This window comes from Staphylococcus sp. HMSC055C03 (assembly GCF_001809385.1).
In the GTDB taxonomy this organism is placed as follows: Bacteria; Bacillota; Bacilli; order Staphylococcales; family Staphylococcaceae; genus Staphylococcus; species Staphylococcus simulans.
The window spans coordinates 1-26,112 of sequence record NZ_KV797500.1 but is presented as its reverse complement, the minus strand read 5'-3'; the positions used below and the strand labels follow the sequence as shown (position 1 = coordinate 26,112).

Below are 26,112 nucleotides of genomic sequence, written 5' to 3'. Positions count from 1 at the left end.
CGTCTTTCAACTCTTGTGGAGTCTTAGTCGCATCTGCTTTTGTAGTTTCACCTGCTTTAACCGCATCCTCTAAAGGTTTCACTGTATTTGGTTTGAAGTCATCTTTATTAACAGCTTTTGCTGCGTCAATTGCTTTATTTAATTCATCTAAAGCATCTTGATGTTCTTTTGCTGCGATGGCATCGTTAATAGCTTTTGTAGCATCTGCCACTTCTTGTGGTGTTGCATTGCCATCAGCTTTAACTTTTTCACCCGCCGCTACAGCATCTTGAACTGCTTTGTCTTCTGCATCAGCAGGATTCAATTCACCTAAAGCATTCGCTTTATCAATCGCTGCTTGTAAAGCGGCTTTGTCTGACTTAGCTTGTAATGCATTTTCTGCATCAATTAATGCTTGAGTTGCTTCTTTGATTTCTTCAGTTGTTTTCGCATCTGGATTTGCAACAATCGCTTTACCAGCTTCCTCTTTTTCAGTTAATGGTGCAACTGTGTTTGGAGTGAAGTTGTCTTTGTTAATTTTAGCGACTTTTTCTAACTCTGCTTTTAATGCATCTAAAGCGTCTTGTTTAGCTTTCGCTGCTGCTTGAACTTCTTTCGCTTTATTTAAAGCATCTTGGACTGCTTTATCTTCTGCGTCTGTTGGATCTAAAGTTAGACCGTCAGCATTTGTAATAGCTTTGTTTAACTCATCTTTATTAGCTTTTGCTTCTAAAGCTTTTTGCGCATCAGTAATTGCTTTGGCTGCGTCTTTCAACTCTTGTGGAGTCTTAGTCGCATCCGCTTTTGCAGCTTCGCCCGCTTTAACTGCATCTTCTAAAGGTTTCACTGTATTTGGTTTATAGTCAGCTTTATTGACTGCGTTTGCTGCGTCGATTGCTTTATTTAATTCATCTAAAGCATCTTGATGTTCTTTCGCTGCGATAGCATCGTTTAATGCTTTTGTTGCTTCTGCTACTTGTTGTGGCGTTGCATTATCATCAGCTTTAACTCTTTCAGCATCTGCTAATTTATCTTGAACCGCTTTGTCTTCTGGATCATTCGCGTCAAGGTTACCTAAAGTATTAGCTTTATCGATTGCCTTTTGTAATTCAGCTTTGTCTGCTTTTTGAACTAAGTCTTTTTGAGCATCTTTCAATGCTTGAGTTGCTGCTTCAATTTCTGCTGTTGTTTTATTATCCGGTGCATCAACAATCGCTTGTCCTGCTGTTTGTGCATCAGTTAATGGTTTCACACTGTCTGGTGTGTACTCATCTTTGTTGATTGCTTTCGCTTTTTCAAGCTCTGCTTTCAACGCATCTAATGCTGCTTGTTTGGCGTCAGCTGCTGCTTTCGCTTCTTTCTCATCTTGTGTTTTTTTAGCATTAATTGCTTCATCTAGCGCTGCTTTCGCATTATCAACTTCAGTTTGTGTCGCATTAGGATTTTGTTCTACTGCTTTAGCTGCTGCTAAGGCATCTTGAACGGCTTTATCTTCTTTATCAGCTGGATCTAATTGACCTAAACCTTCTGCAGTTGCAATTGATTTTTCTAGTTCAGTTTTGTCCGCTTTTGCGACTAAACCTGCTTGTGCATCTTTTAAGTCTTGTGTTGCTTTATTAATTTCTTCAACAGTTTTACCTGTTGGAGCATCAACAATCGCTTGACCTGCTACTTCAGCATCAGTTAATGGTTTCACACTATCTGGAGTGAATTTATCAGTTTGAACAGCTTTCGCTTTTTCAATCTCTGCTTTTAATGCATCAAGTGCTGCTTTGACTGCATCTGCTTGATCTTGAGCAGTTTTTGCTTCGATTGCTTTATTTAAAGCATCTTTCGCTGCATTAACTTCTTCTTGAGTTGCGTTAGGATTTGCTTGAACTTCTTTTGCTTTATTTAATGCATCTTGAACGGCTTTATCTTCTTTATCATTTGGATCTAAAGTTAAGCCTTCTGCTGCAGTGATTGCTTTATCAAGTTCTGCTTTATCTGCTTTTGCAACTAAACCTGCTTGTGCATCTTTCAATGCTTGTGTTGCTTTTTCAATTTCTTCAGTTGTTTTATTTTCAGGTGCGTCAACAATCGCTTGTCCTGCTGTTTGTGAATCAGTCAATGGTTTCACACTGTCTGGTGTGTAGTTGTTTTTATCAACTTGTGCTGCTTTAGCCAACTCTTGTTTCAATGCATCTAACGCTGCTTGTTTTGCGTCAGCTGCTTCTTTAGCTTCTTTTGCATCTTGTGCTTTTTTAGCGTTAATTGCATCTTCTAATGCTGCTTTTGCTGCATCGACTGCTGCTTGCGTAGCATTTTGATCTGCTTGAACTTCTTTAGCTTTTGCTAATGCATCTTGGACCGCTTTATCTTCTTTATCGTTTGGATCTAAAGTTAAGCCTTCTGCAGTAGTAATTGCTTTGTTCAATTCATCTTTGTTAGCTTTCGCTTCAAGATTATTTTTAGCATCAGTGATTGCTTTAGCTGCTGCTTTCAACTCTTCAGGAGTCTTAGTCGCATCTGCTTTTGCTGCTTCGCCTGCAGTAATAGCTGCTTCAAATGGTGCAACTGTATTTGGTTTGTAGTCATCTTTCTTAACAGTTTTCGCATCGTCTAATGCTTTTTGTAATGCATCTAATGCATCTTGACGTTCTTTTGCTGCGATAGCATCAGAGATTGCTTTTGTTGCTTCTTGAACTTGTTGTGGTGTTGCATTTCCGTCCGCTTTGACAGCTTCACCTGCAGTAACTGCGTCTTGAAGAGCTTTATCTTCTTTATCAGTAGGATCAAGTTGACCTAAAGCATTTGCTTTATCGATGGCTGCTTGTAATGCCGCTTTATCAGATTTAGCTTGTAACGCTGCTTCTGCATCTTTTAATGCTTGTGTAGCATCTTCAATTTCTTTAGTTGTTTTATTTTCAGGTGCTGCAACAATAGCTTTACCTGCATCTTCTTTTTCAGTTAAAGGTGCAACTGTATGAGGCGTAAAGTTATCTTTATCGATTTTAGCAACTTTAGCAAGTTCTTCTTTCAATGCGTCTAATGCTGCTTGTTTTGCGTCAGCTGCTGCTTTAGCTTCTTTCGCATCTTGTGCTTTCTTAGCATTAATTGCGTCATCTAATGCTTTTTGAGCTGCATCTACAGCATCTTGTGAAGCATTAGGATCAGCTTGAACTTCTTTCGCTTTGTTTAAAGCATCTTGAACAGCTTTATCTTCTGGGTCATTTGCATCCAATTGACCTAAACCTTCCGCTGTCGCGATTGATTTTTCAAGTTCTGCTTTATTTGCTTTAGCTTCTAAAGCTTTTTGAGCATCTTTGATTGCTTTGGCTGCTTCTTTCAACTCTTGTGGAGTCTTAGAAGTATCAGCTTTCGCTGCTTCACCAGCTTGAACTGCTGCTTCGAACGGTGTTACAGTACTTGGTTTGTAGTCATCTTTTTTAACAGCTTTTGCATCGTCTAATGCTTTTTGTAATTCATCTAATGCGTCTTGATGTTCTTTAGCCGCAATTGCATTGTTTAATGCTTCTGTTGCTTGTTGAACTTCTTGAGGTGTCGCATTTTGATTATCATTAACTGTATTAGCTGTTGCTAAAGCATCTTGGACTGCTTTGTCTTCTTTATCTGTAGGGTCAAGTTGACCTAAAGTTTTTGCTTTATCAATTGCTTTTTGTAATTCTGCTTTATCAGCTTTTTGAACTAAGTTTTTTTGCGCATCTTTCAATGCTTGCGTTGCTGCTTTAATATCTTCAGTTGTTTTGTTGTCTGGATTACCCACAATTGCTTTACCATCATTTTCTTTTTCATTTAATGGCGTAACTGAATTTGGCGTGAAACTATCTTTATCAAGTTTTGCAACTTTCGCTAGCTCTTCTTTCAATTCATCAAGCGCTGCTTGTTTTGCATCCGCTGCTTCTTTTGCTTCTTTAGCATCTTGTGCTTTTTTAGCATTAATCGCGTCATCTAACGCTTTTTTAGCTGCATCAACTGCTGCTTGATCCGCATTTTGATCTGCTTCAACTGCTTTCGCTGCTGTTAAGGCATCTTGTACTGCTTTATCTTCTGGGTCATTTGCGTTTAATTGACCTAAACCTTCAGCTGTCGCGATTGATTTTTCAAGTTCAGCTTTATTTGCTTTCGCTTGTAATGCATTTTGCGCGTCTTTGATTGCTTGTGCTGCTTCTTTCAACTGTTCTGGAGTTTTAGAAGTATCAGCTTTGGCTGCTTCACCAGCTTGAACGGCTGCTTCGAACGGTGCTACAGTGCTTGGTTTGTAGTCATCTTTCTTAACTGCGTTAGCTGCGTCTAATGCTTTTTGTAATTCATCTAATGCATCTTGACGTTCTTTTGCTGCTAAAGCATCAGTTAATGTTTTAGTTGCTTGAGCGACTTGATCAGGTGTTGCATTGGCATTATCATTTACATTTTTAGCTGCTGCTAAGGCGTCTTGAACGGCTTTGTCTTCTTTATCTGCTGGATTTAAATCTTTTAATGCTTCTGCTTTGGCAATGGCTGCTTGTAATGCTGCTTTATCTGCTACAGGTTGTAATTGATTTTGTGCATCAGTAATTGCTTTAGCTGCCGCTTTTAATTCTGCAGGTGTTGCATTTGTATCTGTTGCTTTCGCTTTACCATCATTTAAGGCTGTTGTGAATGGTGCAACTGAATCTGGAGTAAAGCTATCTTTGTTAACAGCTTCTGCTGCTTTAATTGCTTTATTCAATTCATCTAATGCGTCTTGACGTTCTTTCGCTGCTACAGCCTCGTTTAATGCTTTTGTAGCTGCTTGAACCGCTTGAGGTGTAGCATTAGCATCTTCTTTAACAGTTTTAGCTGCTGCTAAGGCGTCTTGAACTGCTTTATCTTCTTTATCCGCTGCATCTAAGTTTGGTAAGGCTTCTGCTTTTTCAATCGCAGTTTGTAATGCAGTTTTATCCGCTCTATCTACTAAACCGGCTTCTGCTTCTTTAAGCGCTTGCGTTGCCGCTTTAATTTCTTCAGTTGTTTTAGCTTCTGGTGCTGCAACAATGGCTTTACCATCTGCTTCTTTTGTATTTAAAGGCGCTACACTGTTTGGTGTGTATTGATCTTTATTAAGACCAGCCACTTTTGCAAGTTCTGCTTTTAAAGCATCTAATGCATCTGCATGTTCCTTAGCTGCTACGGCATCATTTAATGTTTTTGTAGCTGCTTGAACTTCAGTTTGTGACGCATTTGGATTATCATTCACTTTTTTAGCTGCTGCTAAAGCATCTTGGACTGCTTTATCTTCTGCATCTGCGGGATTTAAACCTGTTAATGCTTCTGCTTTATCAATTGCTGCTTGTAATGCTGCTTTATCAGATTTAGCTTGTAATCCTTTTTCAGCATCTTTCAACGCTTGTGTTGCTGTTTTAATTTCATCAACTGTTTTATTTTCAGGGTTAGCAACAATCGCATTGCCTGCTGTTTCTTTTTCAGTTAATGGCGTAACGCTATCAGGTGTAAAGTTGTTTTTATCAATTTTAGCGACTTTTGCAAGTTCTGCTTTTAACTCATCAAGTGCTGCTTGTTTTAATGCATCTGCTGCATCTTGTGTTTGTTTTGCTTTAATTGCATTGTCTAATTCGACTTTCGCTGCATCTACAGCTGCTTGGTCAGCGTTTTGGTTCGCATCAACTTGTTTTGCTTTGTCTAAAGCTGCTTTAACTGCGTCATCTTCAGGATCTCCTGCTTTTAACGGTTGTAATGCTTCAGCCGTTGCGATTGATTTTTCAAGCTCTGCTTTATTTGCTTTTTGTTTTAACGCATCTTTCGCAGTTTTAATTGCTTGTGCCGCTGCTTTAAGTTGTTCTGGTGTTGCATTTGAATCTGCTGCTTTTGCTTTACCATCTGTAACTGCTTTTTCAAATGGTGTCACAGTTTCAGGTGTGTAATTAGCTTTTGTAACAGCTTCTGCATCTCTAATTGCTGCATTTAATTCATCCAAGGCATCTTGGTAAAGTTTTTTGTCGATTGCTTTATTTAAAGTATCTGTTGCTTCTGCCACTTGTTGTGGAGTTGCATTACCATCTGCTTTGACTTGGTTTGCTTTTGCTAAAGCATCTTGAACTGCTTTGTCTTCAGTATCAGCTGCATTAAGTTGACCTAAAGTACCCGCTTTTGCAATAGCTTTTTCTAATTCTGTTTTATCTGCTTGTTTCACAAGTGCATTTTGTGCATCTGTTAATGCTTTTGTTGCTGCTTTGATTTCTTCTGTTGTTTTAGATTTTTCAGCTGCAACTACTGCATCTCCAGCTGTCACTTGTGCATTTAAAGCATTCACACTATCAGGCGTGAATGGTGCTTTATCTAACGCTTTGACTTCAGCTAATTTTGCTTTTAAAGCATCTAATGCATCTGCATGTTCTTTAGCCGCAATTGCATCATTAATAGCTTTTGTCGCATCAGCTACCTGTTGTGTTGTTGCGTTCGCATTGTCTTTAACACCTTCACCTGCTGTTAGGGCATCTTTGACTGCTTTATCTTCAGCATCTGCTTCATTTAATGCACCTAATGCTTTGGCTTTATTAATTGCCGCTTCTAATGCTGATTTATCTGCATTATGTTGTAATTGTGCTTTTGCATCAGTGATTGCTTTTGTTGCTGCATCTAATTGTTCAGGTGTAGCTGTTTTATCTGCTGCTTTCGCTTCACCTGCTTTAATTGTTGCATCAAATGGTGTCACTGAAGCTGGTGTGTAATCTGCTTGGTTTACACCTTTCGCATCCTTAATTGCCGCATTCAAACGATCTAAAGCATCTTGATAAAGTTTTTGATCAATCGCTTTATTTAAATCAGCTGTCGCTTGATCAACTTGTGCTTTTGTGGCATTGCCATCTGCTTTAACTGTGTTTGCTGCTGCTAATTTATCTTGAACAGCTTTATCTTCAGTATCTGCCGGATTTAATGTACCTAAAGTACCTGCTTTATCGATTGCTTTTTGTAATTCTGTTTTATCTGCTTGGCGTACTAAACCAGAAATACTATCATTGATGTCTTTTGTCGCTTGTTCGATTTGTTCAACAGTATATTGTTTACGTACTGTTGGATCATCAGACATAGATGCTGTTACTAATGGATTTACTTTTTGAATCGTATCTTTAACGGCTTGTAAGCTGTTTGGTGTATAACCATCTGTTTTTGCGACTTGTACACCTCTCATTACAGCTTGTTGTAGTTTTTCATATGCATCCGCTCTTAATTTTTCTTGGATAGCGTTATTTAAACTATTTTTACTGTCATCTACTGCTTTTTGAGTCGCATTTTGATCTGCATCTGTATTTTTCGCATTAGCTAAAGCTGTAATTAATTGTTGATCCATTGGTTTAGTTGGATCTAAGTTTGTATATTTACTTGCTTCTGCAATAGCTTTTTCTAAGTCTGTTTTATCTGCTTTACGCACTAATTGATCTTTTGCTTGTTTAACCTCTTGAGTTTTCGCATTAAATTGATCTGTTGAACCATTTTCAGGATGAGCAATTAATGCTTCTGCCTCAGTTAACTTCGCATCTAATGCTGCAACACTATTTGGTGTGTAGTCATTTTTATTTACAGTTTTCGCATCTGCGACTGCTGCTTTTAATGCTTCAAGCGCTTTATTAGGCGTTACTACAATATTAAATGTTGAAGTACCAACATTTGTTGAACCATCAGTTGCGCTAACTGTTACTGTAGATGTACCAACAGTTGTCGGTGTACCTGTAATTTGTTTTGTTGTTGGGTCAAATGATAATCCAGTTGGTAAACCTGTTACTGCTAATGTCGGTGCAACTTTAGAGTTATCTTCAGCATTTACAGTAATTGGTGTCATCGGTGTATATGCTTCAGTTGTTTGATCTACAACCAAAGTAACATCTGGTGCTTTTGTATCCACTACTGTATACGTAAATGTTTTAGTAGTGCTTAAACCAGCATGGTCAGTTGCTGTTACAGTTATTGTAGACGTACCCACTGCAGTTGGTGTACCAGAAATTGTATTTGTAGCTTCATCAAATGTTACACCTGCAGGTAAACCTGTCACTGTTTTCGTTTTAAGATGCTTACTATTATCAGTAATATCTAAAACTAACGGTGTCATTGCTGTATTAACATCAACTGTTGGCGCTGCTATATCACCAATTTTTGGTGCTTCAATATCTTTAACATAGTAAACAAGAAATTGACTCGCATTTGTTAATTTAATTGTTTTTTTAGTTTTATCATAAGTAGGCGCATGTGACGTATCTTCACTTAATAATTTATAGCCTTTGTCTGCTAAGTATGTGCTAGGGTCTTGTACAGTAATAATCTTATCAACATCACCAGATGTACGAAGTGGTCGATCGATTAATTCTTGTAAATCTGTATCTACAAAATCTTCTTCTAATAAGGCAGCTGCAGTATATGTGAATTTTTCAAGTTTTACTTGTTGTAGGTTATATGCCCCACCAGTTGAAGCAGAAATGGATAAAGAATACTCATTTTTATGTGTATAACTAAAATATTTTTTCATACTTTGTGTCCAAGTTTGACCTGCATATGTGATAGTCATTTCTTTCGTATCACCATCATAATCAATCGTAAATGGTTGGAACTGGTTATTTGATGGCTGAACATCTAACAATGCTGCTTTCCATCCAGGTAAACCTGGTTGAGTAGTTACTGTTCCCGCTTTGTCCGCGAATATAAATGCTCCAAATGCTCCTTTATTATAGAAATCAATCGGGTCTGGTTTAGTTTTACCTTTAGGGTCAAAGCTTTTATTAACATACGTGTCTAATTTAAATCCAAATGCATAAGGCAATCCGCCCATTCCTAGTCCTGAACCGTACTCACCAATGACGTTAGGATCACCTGGGTTGAAAACAAAGGCAAGTCCATCGCCACCTGGATCCCCATCTCTAGAATGGCCTTCATATTTGTCTCCCAAGTTAACTGCTCCGGTAAAATGGAAGTCTTTATTAACGTTCATTTTTGTATCTAAAGTAATTGAACCTCTGAAACTTGGAAAATCAGGAGTTAATGTAGCAATACCTTTTGTTTGATCATAGTATGCAATCCCGTGAGTAATGAAGTATTGATTAAAGTTTTCAGGCGTCACCACAACATCATCTTTTAAAGAGGTATCAACTGAAAATGTGCGTACTGCTGTCGTTGGTTCTTCTACTGCTGATCTTAATTTTGTCGCTTGTGGGCTGTATAAGTCTTTTTGTGCTGAACCTTGCTCAAGTAAAAGTTTTAACACTTCTGCTTTAATTTGGTCCTCTGTTAAATCTGTAGTATCGATAACAGCTAATGCTGCATCTACTTTTGAACTGTCATAATCTGAGGCAAGTTCAGTTTTTACTTTATCTACCTTTTGTTCGGTAGATAGTGGTGTTGATTCTATTGTTGGTGTTGCTTGGTCTGTTGAAGTCACTGTTTTAGCTTCTGAAGTATTGTTTGTTTCAGAAGTTGTTGCTGATGTTGTATCAGCTTTAGTTTCTTCTTTAACTGACTCAGTTGTTGATTTAGGAGCTTCAGTAGTAGCTGCTGATTTTTCTTTTGTAGAATCAACTGTTTTCGTTTGTTCGGCTTCAGCTTGTTTCACTGCTTCAGCTTCTGCTTTTTGTGCTTTGTCAACAACTGCTTGAACGTCAGCTTCAGTTTGAGCTTGTTTGACTTCAGCAGTATATTGTTTAACTGTTTCTTCAGTTAAATGTGTAAATGTAGAAAGTTTAGACAATGCGTCTGTCTTAACTGTCTCCAATACATTTGATGTAGTTTGAGTGTTTCCAGCTTGTTGAGTAGTGTCTGTTGTTTTATCTTGTGGCACTGTGTTCTCTACCGGTTCTTGTTGGGATGTACTTGTATCTTTAGATGCCTCTACAACTGTGTTATCGTTTGTGCTCTCCGCTGCTTTGGCTTCGCCATTGTGACCTAAGAATAAAAGTGATCCAATAAGAATAGATGCTGTACCTACAGTAAATCTTCTAATTGAATAGCGATTTCTTAAGTTAGGCAAAAAATCCAACTTCTTCATTTGATTTCCTCCGATATATTAAATTTTGAACTACTTTATAATTATAAAACGGAGTGACACAATTGTATATAAAATAGGTTCCATGAAGTTTTAATGGTATTTTATAGTATTCAGTTATGTATTTTAAAAATAATGGTGCATAATACATATAAACTACGGTTGCATCTACTATTACCGGCATATTTTAATGTGCACAATAAGACTTTCAACATTATAGTTTATAAGCATCAACATAATTTCTACATGTAAAATTTACAAAAACGTAACATAAACGTAATAAAACAAAGCGAGATTATAGTATACTTTAAGGGTTAAACCTTATAGCACTCTATAATCTCGCTTATTTTTAATAAATATAATGTTTTTTAGTTTAATCTTACTGTCTATTTATAACCCGCATGTACCTTCTAATGACAATGCCGCTTCAGCTTGTTTCTGACATTCTTCTATAGGAAGTTTTTCTTCAAATGAATACATAAAGATATCCTGGAACTTTTGTGCTAATGCCTGTGTATCGTCAATTTGATGAACTGCATCCATCATTTCATACACTTCAGCATCCCCCATCGTTTGATCCTGAAAGTTCATCGGATTCCAATCTGCGAGTTGTTGATATAACGAAATATTGACCTCGTTCTTTTCCACTGAGAATTAACCTCCTTTATCTTTTCTTAAAATAAGCCCGATTTGCGTCACCACAAATCGAGCTGCATCATCTATTTGAAATGCTTGTCTACTTATTTTTCTTCAACATCAATTGATTCAATAACTACATCATGAACTGGTTTGTCTTGAGGACCTACTTTAGTATTTGCGATATCTTCTAAAGTATTTTCACCTTCAACAAGTTGACCAAATACTGTGTGTTTTTGGTCTAACCAAGGTGTTCCGCCTTTTTCACCGTATGCTTCTACGATTGGTTTTGGCCAACCGCCATCAGCTAATTGATTCAACATGTTTTCAGGTACTTCTTTCATTTGTACGATGAAGAATTGTGAACCGTTTGTGTTAGGACCAGCGTTCGCCATTGATAATGCGCCATATAAATTGAATGCTTCCATAGAGAATTCATCTTCAAACGCTCCACCGTAAATACTTTCACCGCCCATACCAGTTGCTGTTGGGTCGCCGCCTTGTACCATAAAATCGTTGATAACACGGTGGAAAGTAATGCCGTTATAATAACCATTTTTAGCATGTGTCACAAAGTTTTCAACAGTTTTTGGTGCTAAATCAGGAAATAGTTTAAAAGTCATGTCACCTTTATTTGTGTGCATTACGACTTTAATTTCATTATCTTGGATTTCTTTATTTAATTGAGGATAGTTTGCCATAATTAATACTCCATTCATGTTAAGATTGATGTATCTCAATATTAACATATACCACAGAAAGGAAGTATTAAAATGTTATATCGTTTTTCACATAAAACAGGAAGCTATGGTGTTTCAATTGTAGAAGAGAAAGACAACGGTGAAGTCTTAGTTCAAGTTGAACAAGTCATCAAACATCCTAAACAAGGTGATTTACATGATCCAACAGCAACAGAGGGCGTCTTCTTCCATGAACGTCGCGCACTCAGTCATTATGAAAAAAGATTCACACCTAAATCAAAATTACGTGAATTCAATGTTGAACCTTTAGATTATGTAGATTCTTTACAACAAGCGATTACAAATTATGAAGAACAATTAAAACAAGAAAATACTGAACATGCGAAAATGTCTTTACACAATTTAAATACGCTAAAGAATGATTACGGCATTCAGTACAAACAAAATTTTAAATAATTTATTATGGGTTTCTTCTTATTTAAAAGACCCCCGAAATGTAAGCGTGTTACCGGAAAACAAGGTTTTTACACACTTCACATTGATGTATAATGAGGTTATCTTATATTCAAAGGAGGACAAATAATGAGTTGGTTACATGCAGCGGTATTGTTGCCGTTCATTTTTGCACTCATTATCCCTATTGTTTATCGTTTCATTAAGCGTATACATATAGGATGGTTCACATTACCTGTCCCCGTCGTTTTATTTATTTATTTCTTAACTTATATTTCGACAACGATGTCAGGTAAAACACGTTTTGCGGAATTACCATGGATGCCGCAAATTGGTATGAACTACAATTTATATGTTGATGGATTAAGCTTATTGTTCAGTTTATTGATTACAGGTATCGGTGCTTTAGTTACCTTCTATTCAATTAGCTATTTAAGCAAAAAGGAACAATTGGGTAATTTCTATTGTTATTTATTACTCTTTATGGGTGCAATGCTAGGCGTCGTGTTATCAGATAACGTCTTTATGCTGTATTTATTCTGGGAAATGACATCATTTTCTAGTTTCTTATTAATTTCATTTTGGCGCACTAGAGAGGCTTCACTCTACGGTGCTCAAAAGTCATTATTAATTACAGTATTTGGCGGCTTATCTTTACTCGGCGGCTTTATCTTAATGACACTTTCAGGACATTCAACAAGTATTCGCCATCTTATTGCACATGCCTCTGAGATTCAATCAAGCCCGTTCTTTATCTTGGCTATGATTTTAATACTCTTTGGTGCAATGACAAAATCAGCGCAATTTCCATTTTATATCTGGTTACCAGATGCAATGGAAGCACCTACGCCAGTCAGTGCTTATCTGCACTCTGCAACAATGGTCAAAGCGGGCATTTACTTAGTTGCACGACTTACACCAATCTTTGCATTATCACAAGGTTGGATTTGGACAGTCACTGCAATTGGATTAGTCACATTATTCTGGGCATCTTTAAATGCGACAAAACAGTCAGATTTGAAAGGTATCTTAGCTTTCTCAACTGTTTCACAACTCGGTATGGTCATGTCAATGCTTGGTATCGGAGCTGTCAGCTTCCACTTCCAAGGTTCACAAAGCCAATTTTATGCAGCCGCGTTTATCGCAGCAGTCTTTCATTTAATTAACCATGCCACATTCAAATGTGCACTCTTCATGGTTGCAGGTATTATCGATCACGAAACCGGAACACGTGACGTACGTAAACTCGGTGGTTTAATGACAATTATGCCGATTTCATTTACAATTACAGTCATTTCAGCGTTAAGTATGGCTGGTGTGCCGCCATTTAACGGTTTCTTATCAAAAGAGAGCTTCCTTGAAGCAATGATTAATGTTACACAAGCACCTCTTTTCAGCTTGAACACGTTAGGTGTCTTGATTCCAATTGTTGCGATTTTAGGTAGTATCTTTACATTTGTATATTCAGTCAGATTTATCGGTCAAATTTTCTGGGGTTCATACAAACCTGAATCTTTACCACATAAACCACACGAACCATCAGTGTTAATGTGGATTGCTCCTGCTTTCTTAGCAGTATTAGTAGTGGTATTCGGTTTATTCCCAACATTATTAGCAAAACCGATTATTGATCCGGCAAGCCAAGCAATACGTAATGCGAAGTTGCCAGATGCAGAATTCCATTTATTCCATGGATTCACACCTGCATTCTTCTCAACTTTAGTTATTTACGCAATCGGTATTCTATTAATCTTCACTTATCATAAGTGGGTTAAAGTTCTAGAGAATATCCCAGAGCGTCTCGAACTAAATCATTTCTATGATCGTTCAGCAGACAACTTACCGGTATTCTCTAAACAAGTGACACATACTTACATGAGCGGATTTATCCGTAATAAACTTGTAGTCATTATGGGCAGTTTAATCGTATTAACTGCTGTTACTGTACTTGCATTGCCATTTGCATTTGATTTCAGTCATGTCAGTCGTGTACGTTCATATGAAGTTATCATTGTTGTGATGATTTTAGCAGCTGCAATTATGTTAGTCTTTGCACGTTCAAGACTTTTCAGTATTATCATGCTGAGTGCTGTGGGTTATTCTATGGCGATATTCTATATCTTCTTTAACGCACCAGACTTAGCATTAACACAATTCGTAGTTGAAACAATTTCAACCGCATTGTTCTTATTATGTTTCTACCATTTACCAAACTTAAACCGTTATAACGAAACGACTTCATTTAAAGTAACAAACGCCGTAATCGCGGCTGGTGTCGGTATCGCAGTAACAATCCTTGGTTTAATCGCATATGGTAATAAACATTTCGATTCTATTGCGGCTTACTACAAAGAAAATGTCCATAGTTTAGCACATGGTAACAACATGGTTAACGTTATCCTTGTTGACTTCCGTGGTACCGATACTTTATTCGAATCATCTGTATTAGGTATCGCTGGTCTAGCAGTTTACACGTTAATTAAATTACGTTCTAAACATAAAAATGGTTATGAAAGGGTGGATGAAAATGAACAAACAGAAAAATGATATTATCTTTCAATACTCAACAGTAGTCATTTTCTTCTTAATTGTCATGTTCGCCTTTTCACTATTTCTAAATGGACATTACCAACCCGGTGGCGGATTCATTGGAGGTTTACTTGTTTCAAGTTCATTAGTACTCGTTGCAGTGGCCTTCGATGTAAAAACAATGCGTAAAATTTTCCCGTGGGATTTTAAGAAGCTGATTGCGATTGGTCTTACATTTTGTGTTATGACACCTGTTGCAAGCTGGTTCTATCACAAAAACTTCTTTACACATAAAGTATTCGAAGTACCGCTTCCACTCTTAAAACCTATGGAAATCCATACAGCATTATTCTTTGACCTAGGCGTATTATTAGCCGTTGTCGGTACAGTAATGACAATTATTTTAGCGATTGGAGAGAATGAGTAATGGAAATAATTATGATTATTGTTTGCGGTATCTTAACATCAATCAGTATCTATCTCATTTTGTCTAAGAGCTTGATTCGAATCATTATTGGTACCGCAGTTCAAACACATGCTGCAAACTTGTTTTTAATCACAATGGGCGGCTTAGGTGAAGGCTCTGTTCCAATCTTTAAATACGGAACAAAAAGTTATGTCGACCCTATCCCGCAAGCGTTAATCTTAACTGCGATTGTTATTTCATTCGCGGTTACAGCGTTCTTCTTAGTACTTGCTTTCAGAAGCTATAAGGAACTTGGAACTGACAACGTAGAACAAATGAAGGGAGTGCCAGAAGATGATGATGCTAGATAACTTAATCGCTGCGATGTTGATTACACCTATGATTACTGCAGTGATTCTTGTATTTATCGGCAAGCGTCCTTTCATTAAACGTTATGTCGCTTTAGGCGGATCTTTAATCGCATTAGGTCTTGCCATTTGGAACTTTATCAACGTATGGCACCATGGACCTTTGAAATTAGAATTAGGTTCTTGGAAAGCACCATACAGTATCGTATTTGTACTTGATTTATTCAGTGCAACATTAGTAATTACTAGTTTAATTGTAACTATATTGATTATTTTGTTCTCATATCAATCAATCGGTTTACACCGTGAAACATATTATTACTATTTCGCAGTCATGTTCATGGAAACAGGTATTATCGGTGCATTTATCACAGGTGATATCTTCAACATGTTCGTATTCTTCGAAGTATTCTTGATTTCTTCATACTCCCTACTCGTTATTGGCGGTACGAAGATACAATTGCAAGAAACGATCAAATACTTACTTGTGAACGTGGCATCCTCAGCCTTCTTCGTAGTGGCTGTTGGTATCTTGTACGCAGTTGTCGGAACATTGAACATGGCAGATATCAGTCAGAAATTGGGACACTTATCTGATACACAAAGCGGACTTGTCAGCATTGTATTCGTGATGTTCCTCTTTGTATTCGCAACAAAAGCCGGTGCCTTCCCTATGTATGTATGGTTACCTGGGGCTTACTACGCACCTCCGTTTGCGATTATCGCATTCTTTGGTGCCTTGCTTACGAAAGTCGGCGTTTATGCAATTGCGAGAACATTAAGTTTATTCTTTGCACACACACTGACATTCTCGCACTACACAGTACTGATCTTAGCGTTATTAACGATTATCTTCGGTTCTATCGGGGCAATCAGCTTTAATGATACGAAGAAAATCATTTTATATAACATCATGATTGCGGTTGGTATCATCCTAGTTGGTGTAGCAATGATGAATGAAGCTGGTATCATCGGCGCGTTATATTACACAGTCAATGACATGTTGATTAAAGCAGCATTATTCTTCTTAATCGGTGTCATGCTTAAAATCACTGGTACCACAGATATCAGAAAGTTCGGTGGATTGATAAAACATTATCCTGTTTTAGGATGGACATTCTTTATCGCATGTTTAAACCTTGCAGGTATTCCACCTTTCAGCGGTTTCTACGGTAAAATGTATATCGTTCGTGCCGCATTTGAACAAGGATTTTATATCAGCGGTATTGTCGTCTTATTATCTAGTCTCTTAATTTTATATTCTGTGATGAAGATTTTTATCAGAGGATTCTTCGGAGAGTCAAAAGGTTATACATTTAATCCGCATTTACACTACCGCGGCCTATTAAGTGTCGCAATTCTAGCTGTTGCACTATGTGTGGTCTTTAGTTTCACAGCAGAATGGTTGTATCCATTCGTTAAAGAAGCAGCTGTCACATTCTATGACCCTAAAGCATATATCGACAGCGTACTGGGGGTGAAATAATATGGCAATTCAAGTACTCGTGAATCTATTACTTGCTATATTTTGGCTGTTCGTTAATGACAGCTACACTCTTAATAACTTTGTATTAGGATACGTCTTCGGTTTATTACTCGTATTCTTAATGCGTAAGTTACTACCTGGACGTTTCTATGTGGTTACACTTTATTACGTAATCAAATTGATGATTATCTTCTTAGTTGAACTCATCAAAGCGAATATTGATGTAATCCGCATTGTCATTAAACCGAAAATGGATAACGAACCTGCATTCTTTGTCTACGATACAGATTTAAAAGAACCATGGGAAGTTGTCGTATTAAGTACACTCATCACCCTTACACCAGGGACTATCGTTCTTGGCGTCAGTGATGATAACAAGAAAATCTACATTCATTGTTTAGATTTCAGCACGAAAGAAGAGGAAGTTGAAGGCATTAAATCTTCCTTAGAAAAAGCTGTCAGAGAGGTGGGAGAAGCATAATGTTTGCCTATAATGTCGTTATTATAATCGCATTGATTGTCGTTGCACTTTCGATACTCGGTATGCTGGTACGTGTGATTCTCGGCCCTTCTCTTGCCGACAGAGTCGTAGCTTTAGATGCGATCGGTATTCAATTTATGGCGATTGTTGCTCTGTTCAGTATCTTCTTAGATACTAAATACATGATTGTAACAATCCTGTTAATCGGAATCATCGCATTCTTAGGTACAGCTGTCTTCGCGAAATACATGCAGGAAGGTAAGGTGATTGAACATGATCGACGCGATAATGATTAGTTTGTCATTATTCTTTGTAATTGTCGGTGCGATTATCAGTGCCCTTTCTGCCATTGGTCTTTTACGTTTGAAAGATGTTTATGGCCGTGCACATGCTGCTGGTAAAGCAGCAACCTTAGGTTCAATGAGTTTATTATTAGGTGTCTTCTTATTCTTTATTGGCCATGATCATTATGTGAATCCACAATTGATTATTGGGATTTTATTCATCTTGATTACTGGACCTTTATCCAGTCACTTAATTATCAAAGCATCTTATAAAATTAAAACACCTTACTCACGTTCGACTAAGTTAGACGAAATGAGTGAATTACAAAAAGATAAGCCAAAAGCAGCTGACAAATCTTAAGAGATTCAGACGCCGTAAAGTACTGTGACAACAGTATATTACGGCGTCTTTTCTTTTGACTTCAGCTTGTGATGCAAAAAGAAATGTGCTATATTAATTAAATCGAAACTATTACGATTTAAGAAGGTGACGCTATGTCTTGGACAATTATCGGCGGTGGTATTCACGCCGTTACTATTGCGATTAAACTCCGTGCTTCAGGTTTAGCAGCTGAAGACTTAACAATTATAGATCCTCATGATTCACTATGCGAACAATTTGATGATTTCTCTTGCCGTATCGGTATGCCGTTTTTACGCTCACCACATGTACACCATGTTCATCCTGACCCTTTCCATTTGAAACATTTTGCGAAAACAAATCAATACACAGGTGCCACTTATGGCAAATATCAACGTCCACAACGTGATATGTTTATGGACCATGTGCATAAAATGCTGCATGAATTTGATTTAAACAGTCGTCATATTAAAGATGTGGCTACTAATATAGACCGTGTTGACGGTCAATGGCAAGTCGATATGAAAGCACACGACACTGTCACAAGCGATTATCTCCTTCTCGCTATCGGCAGTAACAATATTCCGCATATTCCAGATATGTATATCAATCAGCCTGATGTGAAACATATCTTTGATGATGAAACAATTCCTTATCAAGATGCCTCACATGTCATAGGCAGCGGTATTTCAGCAGCCCATTTAACATTAAAATTGATTGAAGAATCAAAAGCTGAAACGGTTCACTTATGGATGAATAAGCCCATTGAAGTCTATGACTTCGATGCAGATCCAGGTTGGTTAGGCCCTAAAAACATGACACGCTATCGTGAAATCGATTCATCTAAAGAACGATTAAGTATTATTGCGCAAGAACGTCATAAAGGTTCTATGCCTAAAGAGTTATATTTACGTCTAAAAAAACACGTACAAGATGGACAACTTCAAATCCATGTGAATGAAATTCAAGCAGTAAAAAATCATAGGATTATTACTGAAAGTGAAAGTTATGAATATGACCATATACTGCTTGCGACAGGCTTCAAAAATAACATTATGCAAATGCCTGTCATTCAAAGCTTTGTGGAAAATACACAAGCACCTTTAACAGAAACAAAACATCCAGTCTTAAATGAAAGTTTAGAATGGTTGCCAGGTGTATTTGTTTCAGGCGCACTCGCTGATATTGAATTAGGTCCATTTGCGAGAAGTTTTGCGGGAGGCAGAGAAGCTGCAAGCCGTATTTCAAAAGCATTTATCAATCAAGAAGAGAAAGTTTCTTAATATAAAGAAAAGGTTCCCTCGTCATATGACCAAAGGGAACCTTTTTCTATCTATTTATCTTTATAATCACACATCGCGTTTTTATAGTTCCTTACACACTAAAAAAGCAGTAAAGTTACGCTTCTTAAAGTAACTTTACTGCTTAAATATAGTCATCTATTTATGTGGTTTCAACATCATCGTTCCACGCATGACACTAATTAATTTGTCTTGATCATCTACAAGATTGATATTCCAAACTTGTGTCGAGCGACCTCCATGAATCAATTCCGCAATCGCATATACATAGCCGTCTATAGCTGAACGGATATGATTTGTATTCATTTCAAGCCCTACTGGAATGACCTTATCCGTATCTACCATGTGTGCAGCACCAATAGAACAAGCTGTTTCACCGAGCGCCATGGTTGCGCCACCATGAAGGTAGCCGAAAGGTTGTTTTACTTTATCACTGACAGGCATTTTCATTTTAACGTAACCTGATTCGACTTTAAGCACTTCCATTTCTAATGTTTCTAATAAATTCGTCATCCCATTCTCTCCTATCGACTAGATTACTTCTATAATATCATAGCCGCAATCGTACCGAAGACCATTAACGGTATGTTATAGAATACGAAAGTCGGAATACATGTATCTCTAATGTGATCGTGTTGATCATCTACATCAAGCCCTGCAGTCGGTCCTAAAGTTGAATCACTGGCTGGTGAACCTGAGTCACCTAAGGCACCTGCTGTACCGATGAGTGCGATTAATGCCATTGTGCTCATACCAAGTTGTTCACCAAGTGGAATAAACAGTGCTGCGATAATTGGAATCGTCGCGAATGATGAACCGATACCTAATGTGACGATTAAACCAATCACATACATTAAAATAATCACGATTAATTTATTATCTCCAGTCATGTTGGCGATACTTTCTACTAAACCTTTAACATCACCTGTCGCATTCATAATCCCTGCGAAACCATTCGCAGTTAAAATAACGACACCAATGTAAGCCATGATTTTAATACCTTCTGTAAATTGTTTGTCCAATTCAAACCATTTGAATGAACGAGAAAGAAAGAAGACCATCACACCGGCTAACGCACCGAAAATCATTGACTCAGTGAATGTTTGAACTAAGAATGTTGCTAAAATCGCTACAATTGTTACACCTAAAACATATGGTTTTAATACCTTAGGCGCATTTTCAATTGCTTTATCTTTTTTATATTCACGTGGTTTTCTGTAATAGAACATACCTAAAGCTAAACCGACGATATATCCTAATGATGGAATCAATAATGATTTCCAGATCATATCAAATTCAATTTGGTGGTGTGCTTTGGTAAATCCAGTTTGAATAATTTGGTGATAGATTTGACCAAATCCATAAGGAAGTAATAAATATGGAAAACACAAACCGAAACTGATAACTAAGGCAATTTGACGTCTATCAATATTTAATTCATTAAATAAACTTAATAACGGTGGAATTACAATTGGGATGAACGCAATATGTACAGGAATCAAGTTCTGACTACTCATACTTAATAATAATAAAGCAACAATTAAAATAACTTTAATCGTAGAGCGAGAAACTTTCGTATTCTCTGCTTTGATTAAGTTGATGATTTTACCTACTAAGTAATCTGTAATACCACTATAAGAAATTAATGCCGCGAAGCCTCCTAATAAAGCATAGCTTAAGGCTACTTCTGCCCCATCTACGATGTTATCCGTAAAGACATGGATGACTTTTTCTACTGACATCCCTGCGACTAGACCGCCAACTAATCCGCTGACGAACAGACTTAAAACAACGTTCAGTCTGAATAAACATAAAACAATCATTAATAAAACTGCGACTACTACTGCGTTAACCATTTTGCGTTACCCCTTTACTACATTATCGAACTAAAGTGTTATGTTAGTATAATAACAGTCCACTTTAGAGATGTCAATACAACATTATGTATTTCTAACACAATATAAAATACCCATCTCAATCAAAATTGAGACAGGCATTTTATGGTAATTTAAATTTTAAGATTGTCTTAACCAATCTACTATACTATGGATTAAATAACCCGTTGGCCCTTTAGGACCATTGTAGTCTGATTTAGATGTCGTTGCTGGACCTGCAATGTCAAAATGCAAGTGCGGTGTACCAGCACTGAAGTGCATAATAAAGGCTGCCGCAAAGAGCGCTTTGCCCATGCCATTTGTATGATTGACTAAGTCAGCGACTTCACTGCGTTTGATTAAACTGCGCTCAGTAGCCGTAACAGGCAATTCATAAGTCCATTCCCCATTACGTTGTGTCAGTGCTGTAATAGCATCTAACGGTGCGTTGTTATTATTTTTAAAGACAGCTGCTTTATCAAAGCCGAGTGCCGCAATAGCAGCTCCAGTAAGTGTCGCGAAGTCTAAAATCACTTTCGGTTCATGTTGTACTGCTTGGAAAACAGCATCGCCTAATACGAGACGCCCTTCAGCATCAGTATTTAATACCTCTACAGTTTCTCCGCTCATAGCTGTAAAGACATCATCTGGTTTCATAGCCGCTTCATTAATCATATTTTCAGCAGATGCAATGATACCTACGATATTCACAGGTAAAGCTAATCGATGTGCCGCTTCAATCATCCCTACTACATTTGCCGCGCCACACATATCAAATTTCATCTCTTGCATACCAGGTTTAGATTTAATAGAGTAACCGCCTGAATCATAAGTGATACCTTTACCGACTAACGCGATTGGTGCCGCGTCAGGGTCATCTGCACCTTGATAAGTCATTGTGATTAATCTAGGACCATTTGCGGAACCTTTACCGACAGCATGGATTAAACCGAACCCTTCCGCTTGTAACGTTTCTGCGTCTTTCACATCAACTTCTACTGCCGTTTCTGCGAAATGACCTGAAATAAGTTCCGCAAAATAAGCAGGAGTTAAAATGTTAGGCGGAATATTACTTAAATCTCTCGCAATTTTAATACCTTCTCCAACTACTTCACCATCTTTAATGGCAGTAATTTCGTCTGGTTCTGCTTGATGTAATTTTAGATTTAAGTGATACGGTACTTTCTTATCTGATTTATAATTATCAAAAACATATAATGCTTTTTTACCTTGTAGGCCGAATAATTCAGCCATTTCATTTTTAGAAATCGCTTTTGATGCGAATGTTGAGAATAATACATCCGCTTCTGTTACATGTTCTGCTTTTAAATACTGCAGTAAGTTTCCGTATACTTTCATTATTTGAATACGATCTAACTGCTTCAAATTGCCAAGTCCTACCGTAATCAAACGAACTTTAATATCTCCTGTTTCAAAGAACGTCGAACTGACTTTACCCACTTCACTATGAATCATATGGTGGTGCTTATATGTATCTAAAGCATCCGATAAATCATGACCTTGAACTGTGACTGTTCCTAATTGATTCAAGTGATCTGGCAAGCCGAGTACTAACGTGTTGCTGATTAATTCATTTTGTTCGTCAAATGTTATTTGTATTGGCATAATGTCTCCTCCATAAGATACAAAAGAGGTTGGTAAAAGCTGTTTATCAACAGTTTTGCCAACCTCTTAAAGTCTATATTAGCCGGCTTTTATGCATATAGCCGTATTATCATATTAGGTTAATATTAGAATTTACCTTTTTTGAATGCTAAGCCGATACCGCCAAGTTTGAAGATTGAACGAGTATCGATAACTTTTTTCATGAATGCTGCTTTTTTACCTACGATATTTTTACCGTAAACAACACCAATACCGTCATTAGCGCCTAATGAGCATACTGTACCACGGTTTACGTAGTTGAATGGCTCTTTAGGTTGACCATGTAAGATATTTTTGATGTTTTGAGCAACGTTTTCACCTTGTTGCATTGCGATTTGTGCAGTTGTTGGTAATGGACGTTCTTCACCTTCAGGAATGTAAGCTGATACGTCACCGATTACGAATGTTTCGCTATAACCTGGTGCAGTTAAGTCTTGGTTTACAACTAAACGACCACGTTTAACGCCATCGAATGATTCTTCCATTAATTTGCTTCCGCGTACACCAGCAGCCCATACTGAAGTGTTCGCTTCTAATTGTTCTTCTTTGTCGCCGACTTTAACTACGAAACCTTTTTCGTTTGCGCCAACAATCGGTGTACCGATTTTGAATTCAACGCCGCGTTCTTCTAAGTAGTTAACAGCGTGGTTAACTAATTCGTCGTCGAACATTGGAAGCATTTTAGGTGCTGCTTCAACACAAGTGATTTTAACTTTGTCACGGTCTACACCGTATTTGTTTGATAATTCATCAACGCGTTCAGTTAATTCACCTAAGAATTCGATACCAGTGAAGCCTGCGCCACCTACTAAGAATGCAAGATCTTTAGGATCTTTTTCTTTTGAAGATGCATAGTTCGCAAATTTATCTTCGATGTGACGAGATAATTCACGTGCAGTGTGGATGTTTTCGATTTGGTAAGCATGTTCTAACATACCTTTGATACCGAATGTTTCACTGATGAATCCTAAACCAACCACTAAGATGTCATAGTTGAAACGACCATTGTTTGTTTCTACTACTTTAGCTTGTGGATCGATTTTTGTTACTTCTGCTTTAAGGAATTTCACTTTATCTTGCTTGATTACACTTTCGATTGGGAAGATAATATCTTCATAGTTTACAGTACCTGCTGATGCTTCATGTAAAAGTACTGATTCATAGTGATAATCATCTCTATTGATTAAAGTGATGTCAGCTTCGCCAGCTGGTAAAATCTTTTGTAATTTTGTTACAGTTTGCAAACCTGCATAACCTGCCCCTAAAACAATAACTTTTTTTGTTTCAGCCATTTTATTCACCTATGCTTTCTTAAAATTTTTGTTAGTATACGCTATCTTAATATATACCCCATTTGATTGAAAAAATGTCAAAATAAAGACAAATGCCATTCCTCTTAATTCTATAATTAACCAAACACTTTTTCAAGGTAATACTAAGAAAACAACTGATAATTTCAGAATTTACTGATTCTCAAGTACCTTTATTATGGTCATAGTTAGTTGGAATTTTAAAGTAAAAACATTTTCCAACTAAAAAAGAGTTGAGGAATATCCCCAACTCTGAATTGTATAAATGAAAATTGATTAACAATCTTCAGGTTGTCCAGCTACTTTCGCTGTTCTAAATGAGCTGCCGCAACCGCATGATGCAATCGCATTTGGATTATCAATTTGGAATCCGCCACCCATTAATGATTGTTTAAAATCAATTGTTGTACCTTCAAGTACTGGTTTATCATATTTGTCGACTAATACTTTAAGACCGTAGAATTCGATAACTTCATCGTTCTCCCCTGGTTCTTGTTCTGCTGACATGCCGTAAGTTAAACCTGTGCAACCGCCGCCGTTCACTTTAATTTTCAAGTATCCGTCTGGCATATCGTTGCTTTCTAACATACTTTTGACTTCATAAGCTGCAGCTTCTGTCAAAATCACTGTAGACATATTATATTCCTCCTTGTAACACGTCTTTCTATTGAATAAAACTTAGAAAATCCAAGTTTCCTCTATATGCTTATAAATATTTTGCAATAAATCGTCTGGTGAATCTCCTTCAACAATATCACCATTCACTAATGCATACAAGCCACTCGAACATACACCGCAGTTTTGCAGACAACCATATTCTAAGACATCTACACCTGGGTCTTGGTCCAACTGATTGTATACATAGTCTCCGCCTTTTGCCATGTTTGAAATGCAAAATTCTACAATTGGATTCATAATGCACCTCTTCATATTTTTGAGTCATACAATTATAACATATTTCACTGACTTTCTCTTGGGTTTGAACAGAATTTTTCCTTTTAGAACATTGTTTGTCTGAAATGTGAAAAAAGATTATAATAAATGAAAGCGTATTTTTAGAGAAAGCTTCTAAAATGACGTTGGTTACAATTCAACATAGCTTTCAGTCATCAAGCAGTGATGCAGCGTTATATAAATCTTGATAAGAGGGGTTATCGGAATGAAGAATTTAGTAATGTTAGGTGGCGGTTATGGTAACATGCGTGTTTTATCGCATATTTTACCAGATGCATTACCAAAGGACTACACTATCACTTTGATTGATCGTATGCCTTATCACGGTTTGAAACCAGAATATTATGCTCTGGCAGCGGGGACCAAATCAGATAAAGATGTACGATTACAGTTTCCGGAATCTGAGAAACTTAATGTTGTTTACGGGGAAATCTCAGCTATTGATTTAGATGACCAAATTGTTTCTGTCGGTGATACCAAAGTAGATTATGATGAACTTATTATCGGACTTGGGTGCGAGGATAAGTATCATAATGTACCAGGTGCTGATGAATTCACTTACAGTATTCAAACACTATCTAAATCTCGTAAAACTTACCACACGATTAACGAATTGCAAGCGGGGGCAAAAGTCGCAATTGTGGGTGCTGGACTTAGCGGTATTGAGCTTGCAAGTGAGTTGCGTGAAAGCCGTTCAGATTTAGACATCAAACTTTACGATCGTGGAGAACGTATTTTAGCACGTTTCCCAGAAAAATTAAGTCGCTTTATTGAAAAGTGGTTCCGTAAGCATAACGTGACAGTCGTACCGAATTCAAATATCAATAAAGTAGAACCAGGTCTGATTTATAATCATGATGAACCTGAAGAAGTAGATTTAGTCGTATGGACTGCAGGGATTCAACCTGTTTCAGTGGTGCGAAATTTACCTGTTGATGTAAATAAAAACGGTGCAGTGATTATTAACCAATATCATCAAGTACCGACTTATCGCAATGTTTATGTCGTTGGTGATTGCGCAAACTTACCGCATGCACCAAGTGCACAACTTGCTGAGGTTCAAGGAGACCAAATTGCTGATGTGTTGAAGAAACAATGGCAAGGTGAAGCATTACCTGATAAAATGCCTGAACTTAAAGTACAAGGCTTCCTAGGGTCACTTGGAGACAAACAAGGTTTCGCTTATGTGATGGACCGTCCACTCACAGGACGCATCGCCTCTATTTTGAAATCAGGTGTCTTATGGTTGTATAAATATCATAACGGTTAATAAAAAGATGATTATAAACAAAGGGGCTGGGACATAAATACAGTCCAA

At 37.3% G+C, this 26,112-nt stretch carries 19 protein-coding genes; 10 read left to right on the top strand and 9 right to left on the bottom strand.

Going from position 1 to position 26,112, the window contains the following annotated elements; all coding sequences use genetic code 11:
* The 3 genes from HMPREF2603_RS08990 to HMPREF2603_RS08980 form a co-directional block, all read right to left on the bottom strand.
* On the bottom strand, positions 1-9,988 hold a 9,988-nt coding region (locus tag HMPREF2603_RS08990; protein WP_148130473.1), incomplete at its 3' end, for a lectin-like domain-containing protein.
* Between the two features lie 387 nt (positions 9,989-10,375).
* Positions 10,376-10,633, bottom strand: coding sequence for a DUF1871 family protein (locus tag HMPREF2603_RS08985; protein ID WP_082709489.1), 258 nt, complete (start codon positions 10,631-10,633; stop codon positions 10,376-10,378).
* Between the two features lie 92 nt (positions 10,634-10,725).
* On the bottom strand, positions 10,726-11,322 hold the full coding sequence (locus HMPREF2603_RS08980) for a peptidylprolyl isomerase (RefSeq protein ID WP_002481858.1): 597 nt from the start codon (positions 11,320-11,322) through the stop codon (positions 10,726-10,728).
* A 72-nt stretch (positions 11,323-11,394) separates the two neighbouring features.
* Here HMPREF2603_RS08980 and kapB point away from each other — a divergent pair, with 72 nt between their 5' ends.
* The 9 genes from kapB (at position 11,395) to HMPREF2603_RS08935 (ending at position 18,973) form a co-directional block, all read left to right on the top strand.
* Positions 11,395-11,778 (top strand): sporulation phosphorelay system protein KapB, encoded by a 384-nt coding sequence (gene kapB, locus HMPREF2603_RS08975; RefSeq protein WP_002481857.1) that lies wholly within the window; start codon positions 11,395-11,397, stop codon positions 11,776-11,778.
* A gap of 126 nt (positions 11,779-11,904) precedes the next feature.
* The gene (locus HMPREF2603_RS08970; protein WP_023016011.1) at positions 11,905-14,322 is read left to right on the top strand and encodes a Na+/H+ antiporter subunit A; all 2,418 of its coding nucleotides are present in this window, start codon (positions 11,905-11,907) and stop codon (positions 14,320-14,322) included.
* The gene (locus HMPREF2603_RS08965; RefSeq protein ID WP_002481855.1) at positions 14,303-14,731 is read left to right on the top strand and encodes a Na(+)/H(+) antiporter subunit B; all 429 of its coding nucleotides are present in this window, start codon (positions 14,303-14,305) and stop codon (positions 14,729-14,731) included. Before HMPREF2603_RS08970 ends, HMPREF2603_RS08965 begins: the two co-directional genes overlap by 20 nt.
* The gene (mnhC1, locus tag HMPREF2603_RS08960) at positions 14,731-15,081 is read left to right on the top strand and encodes a Na+/H+ antiporter Mnh1 subunit C (RefSeq protein WP_002481854.1); all 351 of its coding nucleotides are present in this window, start codon (positions 14,731-14,733) and stop codon (positions 15,079-15,081) included. The genes HMPREF2603_RS08965 and mnhC1 overlap by 1 nt, the downstream gene beginning before the upstream one ends.
* On the top strand, positions 15,068-16,564 hold the full coding sequence (locus HMPREF2603_RS08955; protein WP_060804863.1) for a Na+/H+ antiporter subunit D: 1,497 nt from the start codon (positions 15,068-15,070) through the stop codon (positions 16,562-16,564). Before mnhC1 ends, HMPREF2603_RS08955 begins: the two co-directional genes overlap by 14 nt.
* A 1-nt stretch (position 16,565) precedes the next feature.
* Positions 16,566-17,045 carry a Na+/H+ antiporter subunit E gene (locus HMPREF2603_RS08950; RefSeq protein WP_002481852.1) on the top strand — a complete coding sequence of 160 codons (480 nt, stop codon included), beginning with the start codon at positions 16,566-16,568 and terminating at the stop codon, positions 17,043-17,045.
* On the top strand, positions 17,045-17,341 hold the full coding sequence (locus HMPREF2603_RS08945) for a Na(+)/H(+) antiporter subunit F1 (RefSeq protein ID WP_002481851.1): 297 nt from the start codon (positions 17,045-17,047) through the stop codon (positions 17,339-17,341). The genes HMPREF2603_RS08950 and HMPREF2603_RS08945 overlap by 1 nt, the downstream gene beginning before the upstream one ends.
* Positions 17,319-17,690: a Na+/H+ antiporter subunit G1 gene (locus tag HMPREF2603_RS08940; RefSeq protein ID WP_002481850.1), complete on the top strand. Its 372-nt coding sequence runs from the start codon at positions 17,319-17,321 to the stop codon at positions 17,688-17,690. The genes HMPREF2603_RS08945 and HMPREF2603_RS08940 overlap by 23 nt, the downstream gene beginning before the upstream one ends.
* 134 nt (positions 17,691-17,824) lie before the next feature.
* Entirely contained in the window at positions 17,825-18,973 is a 1,149-nt protein-coding gene (locus HMPREF2603_RS08935; RefSeq protein ID WP_060804859.1) for an NAD(P)-binding domain-containing protein, read from the top strand.
* Positions 18,974-19,129: 156 nt separating this feature from the next.
* Here the strand turns inward: HMPREF2603_RS08935 and HMPREF2603_RS08930 are convergent, their stop codons facing one another.
* The 6 genes from HMPREF2603_RS08930 to HMPREF2603_RS08905 all read right to left on the bottom strand — a co-directional run bounded on the left by HMPREF2603_RS08930 (position 19,130) and on the right by HMPREF2603_RS08905 (position 24,755).
* A complete protein-coding gene (locus tag HMPREF2603_RS08930; protein ID WP_060804860.1) occupies positions 19,130-19,504 on the bottom strand; it encodes a PaaI family thioesterase in 375 nt (124 codons plus the stop codon).
* 29 nt (positions 19,505-19,533) lie between these two features.
* Positions 19,534-20,847 carry a Na+/H+ antiporter family protein gene (locus tag HMPREF2603_RS08925; RefSeq protein WP_060804861.1) on the bottom strand — a complete coding sequence of 438 codons (1,314 nt, stop codon included), beginning with the start codon at positions 20,845-20,847 and terminating at the stop codon, positions 19,534-19,536.
* A 159-nt stretch (positions 20,848-21,006) separates the two neighbouring features.
* The gene (locus tag HMPREF2603_RS08920; protein ID WP_060804862.1) at positions 21,007-22,491 is read right to left on the bottom strand and encodes a leucyl aminopeptidase family protein; all 1,485 of its coding nucleotides are present in this window, start codon (positions 22,489-22,491) and stop codon (positions 21,007-21,009) included.
* Between the two features lie 125 nt (positions 22,492-22,616).
* On the bottom strand, positions 22,617-23,822 hold the full coding sequence (locus tag HMPREF2603_RS08915) for an NAD(P)/FAD-dependent oxidoreductase (RefSeq protein ID WP_002481845.1): 1,206 nt from the start codon (positions 23,820-23,822) through the stop codon (positions 22,617-22,619).
* Positions 23,823-24,116: 294 nt separating this feature from the next.
* A complete protein-coding gene (locus tag HMPREF2603_RS08910; RefSeq protein ID WP_002481844.1) occupies positions 24,117-24,476 on the bottom strand; it encodes a HesB/IscA family protein in 360 nt (119 codons plus the stop codon).
* A 42-nt stretch (positions 24,477-24,518) separates the two neighbouring features.
* Positions 24,519-24,755 carry a YuzB family protein gene (locus HMPREF2603_RS08905; protein ID WP_002481843.1) on the bottom strand — a complete coding sequence of 79 codons (237 nt, stop codon included), beginning with the start codon at positions 24,753-24,755 and terminating at the stop codon, positions 24,519-24,521.
* Positions 24,756-24,999: 244 nt separating this feature from the next.
* Here HMPREF2603_RS08905 and HMPREF2603_RS08900 point away from each other — a divergent pair, with 244 nt between their 5' ends.
* Positions 25,000-26,064, top strand: coding sequence for an NAD(P)/FAD-dependent oxidoreductase (locus HMPREF2603_RS08900; protein WP_002481842.1), 1,065 nt, complete (start codon positions 25,000-25,002; stop codon positions 26,062-26,064).
* Positions 26,065-26,112: the final 48 nt, after the last annotated feature.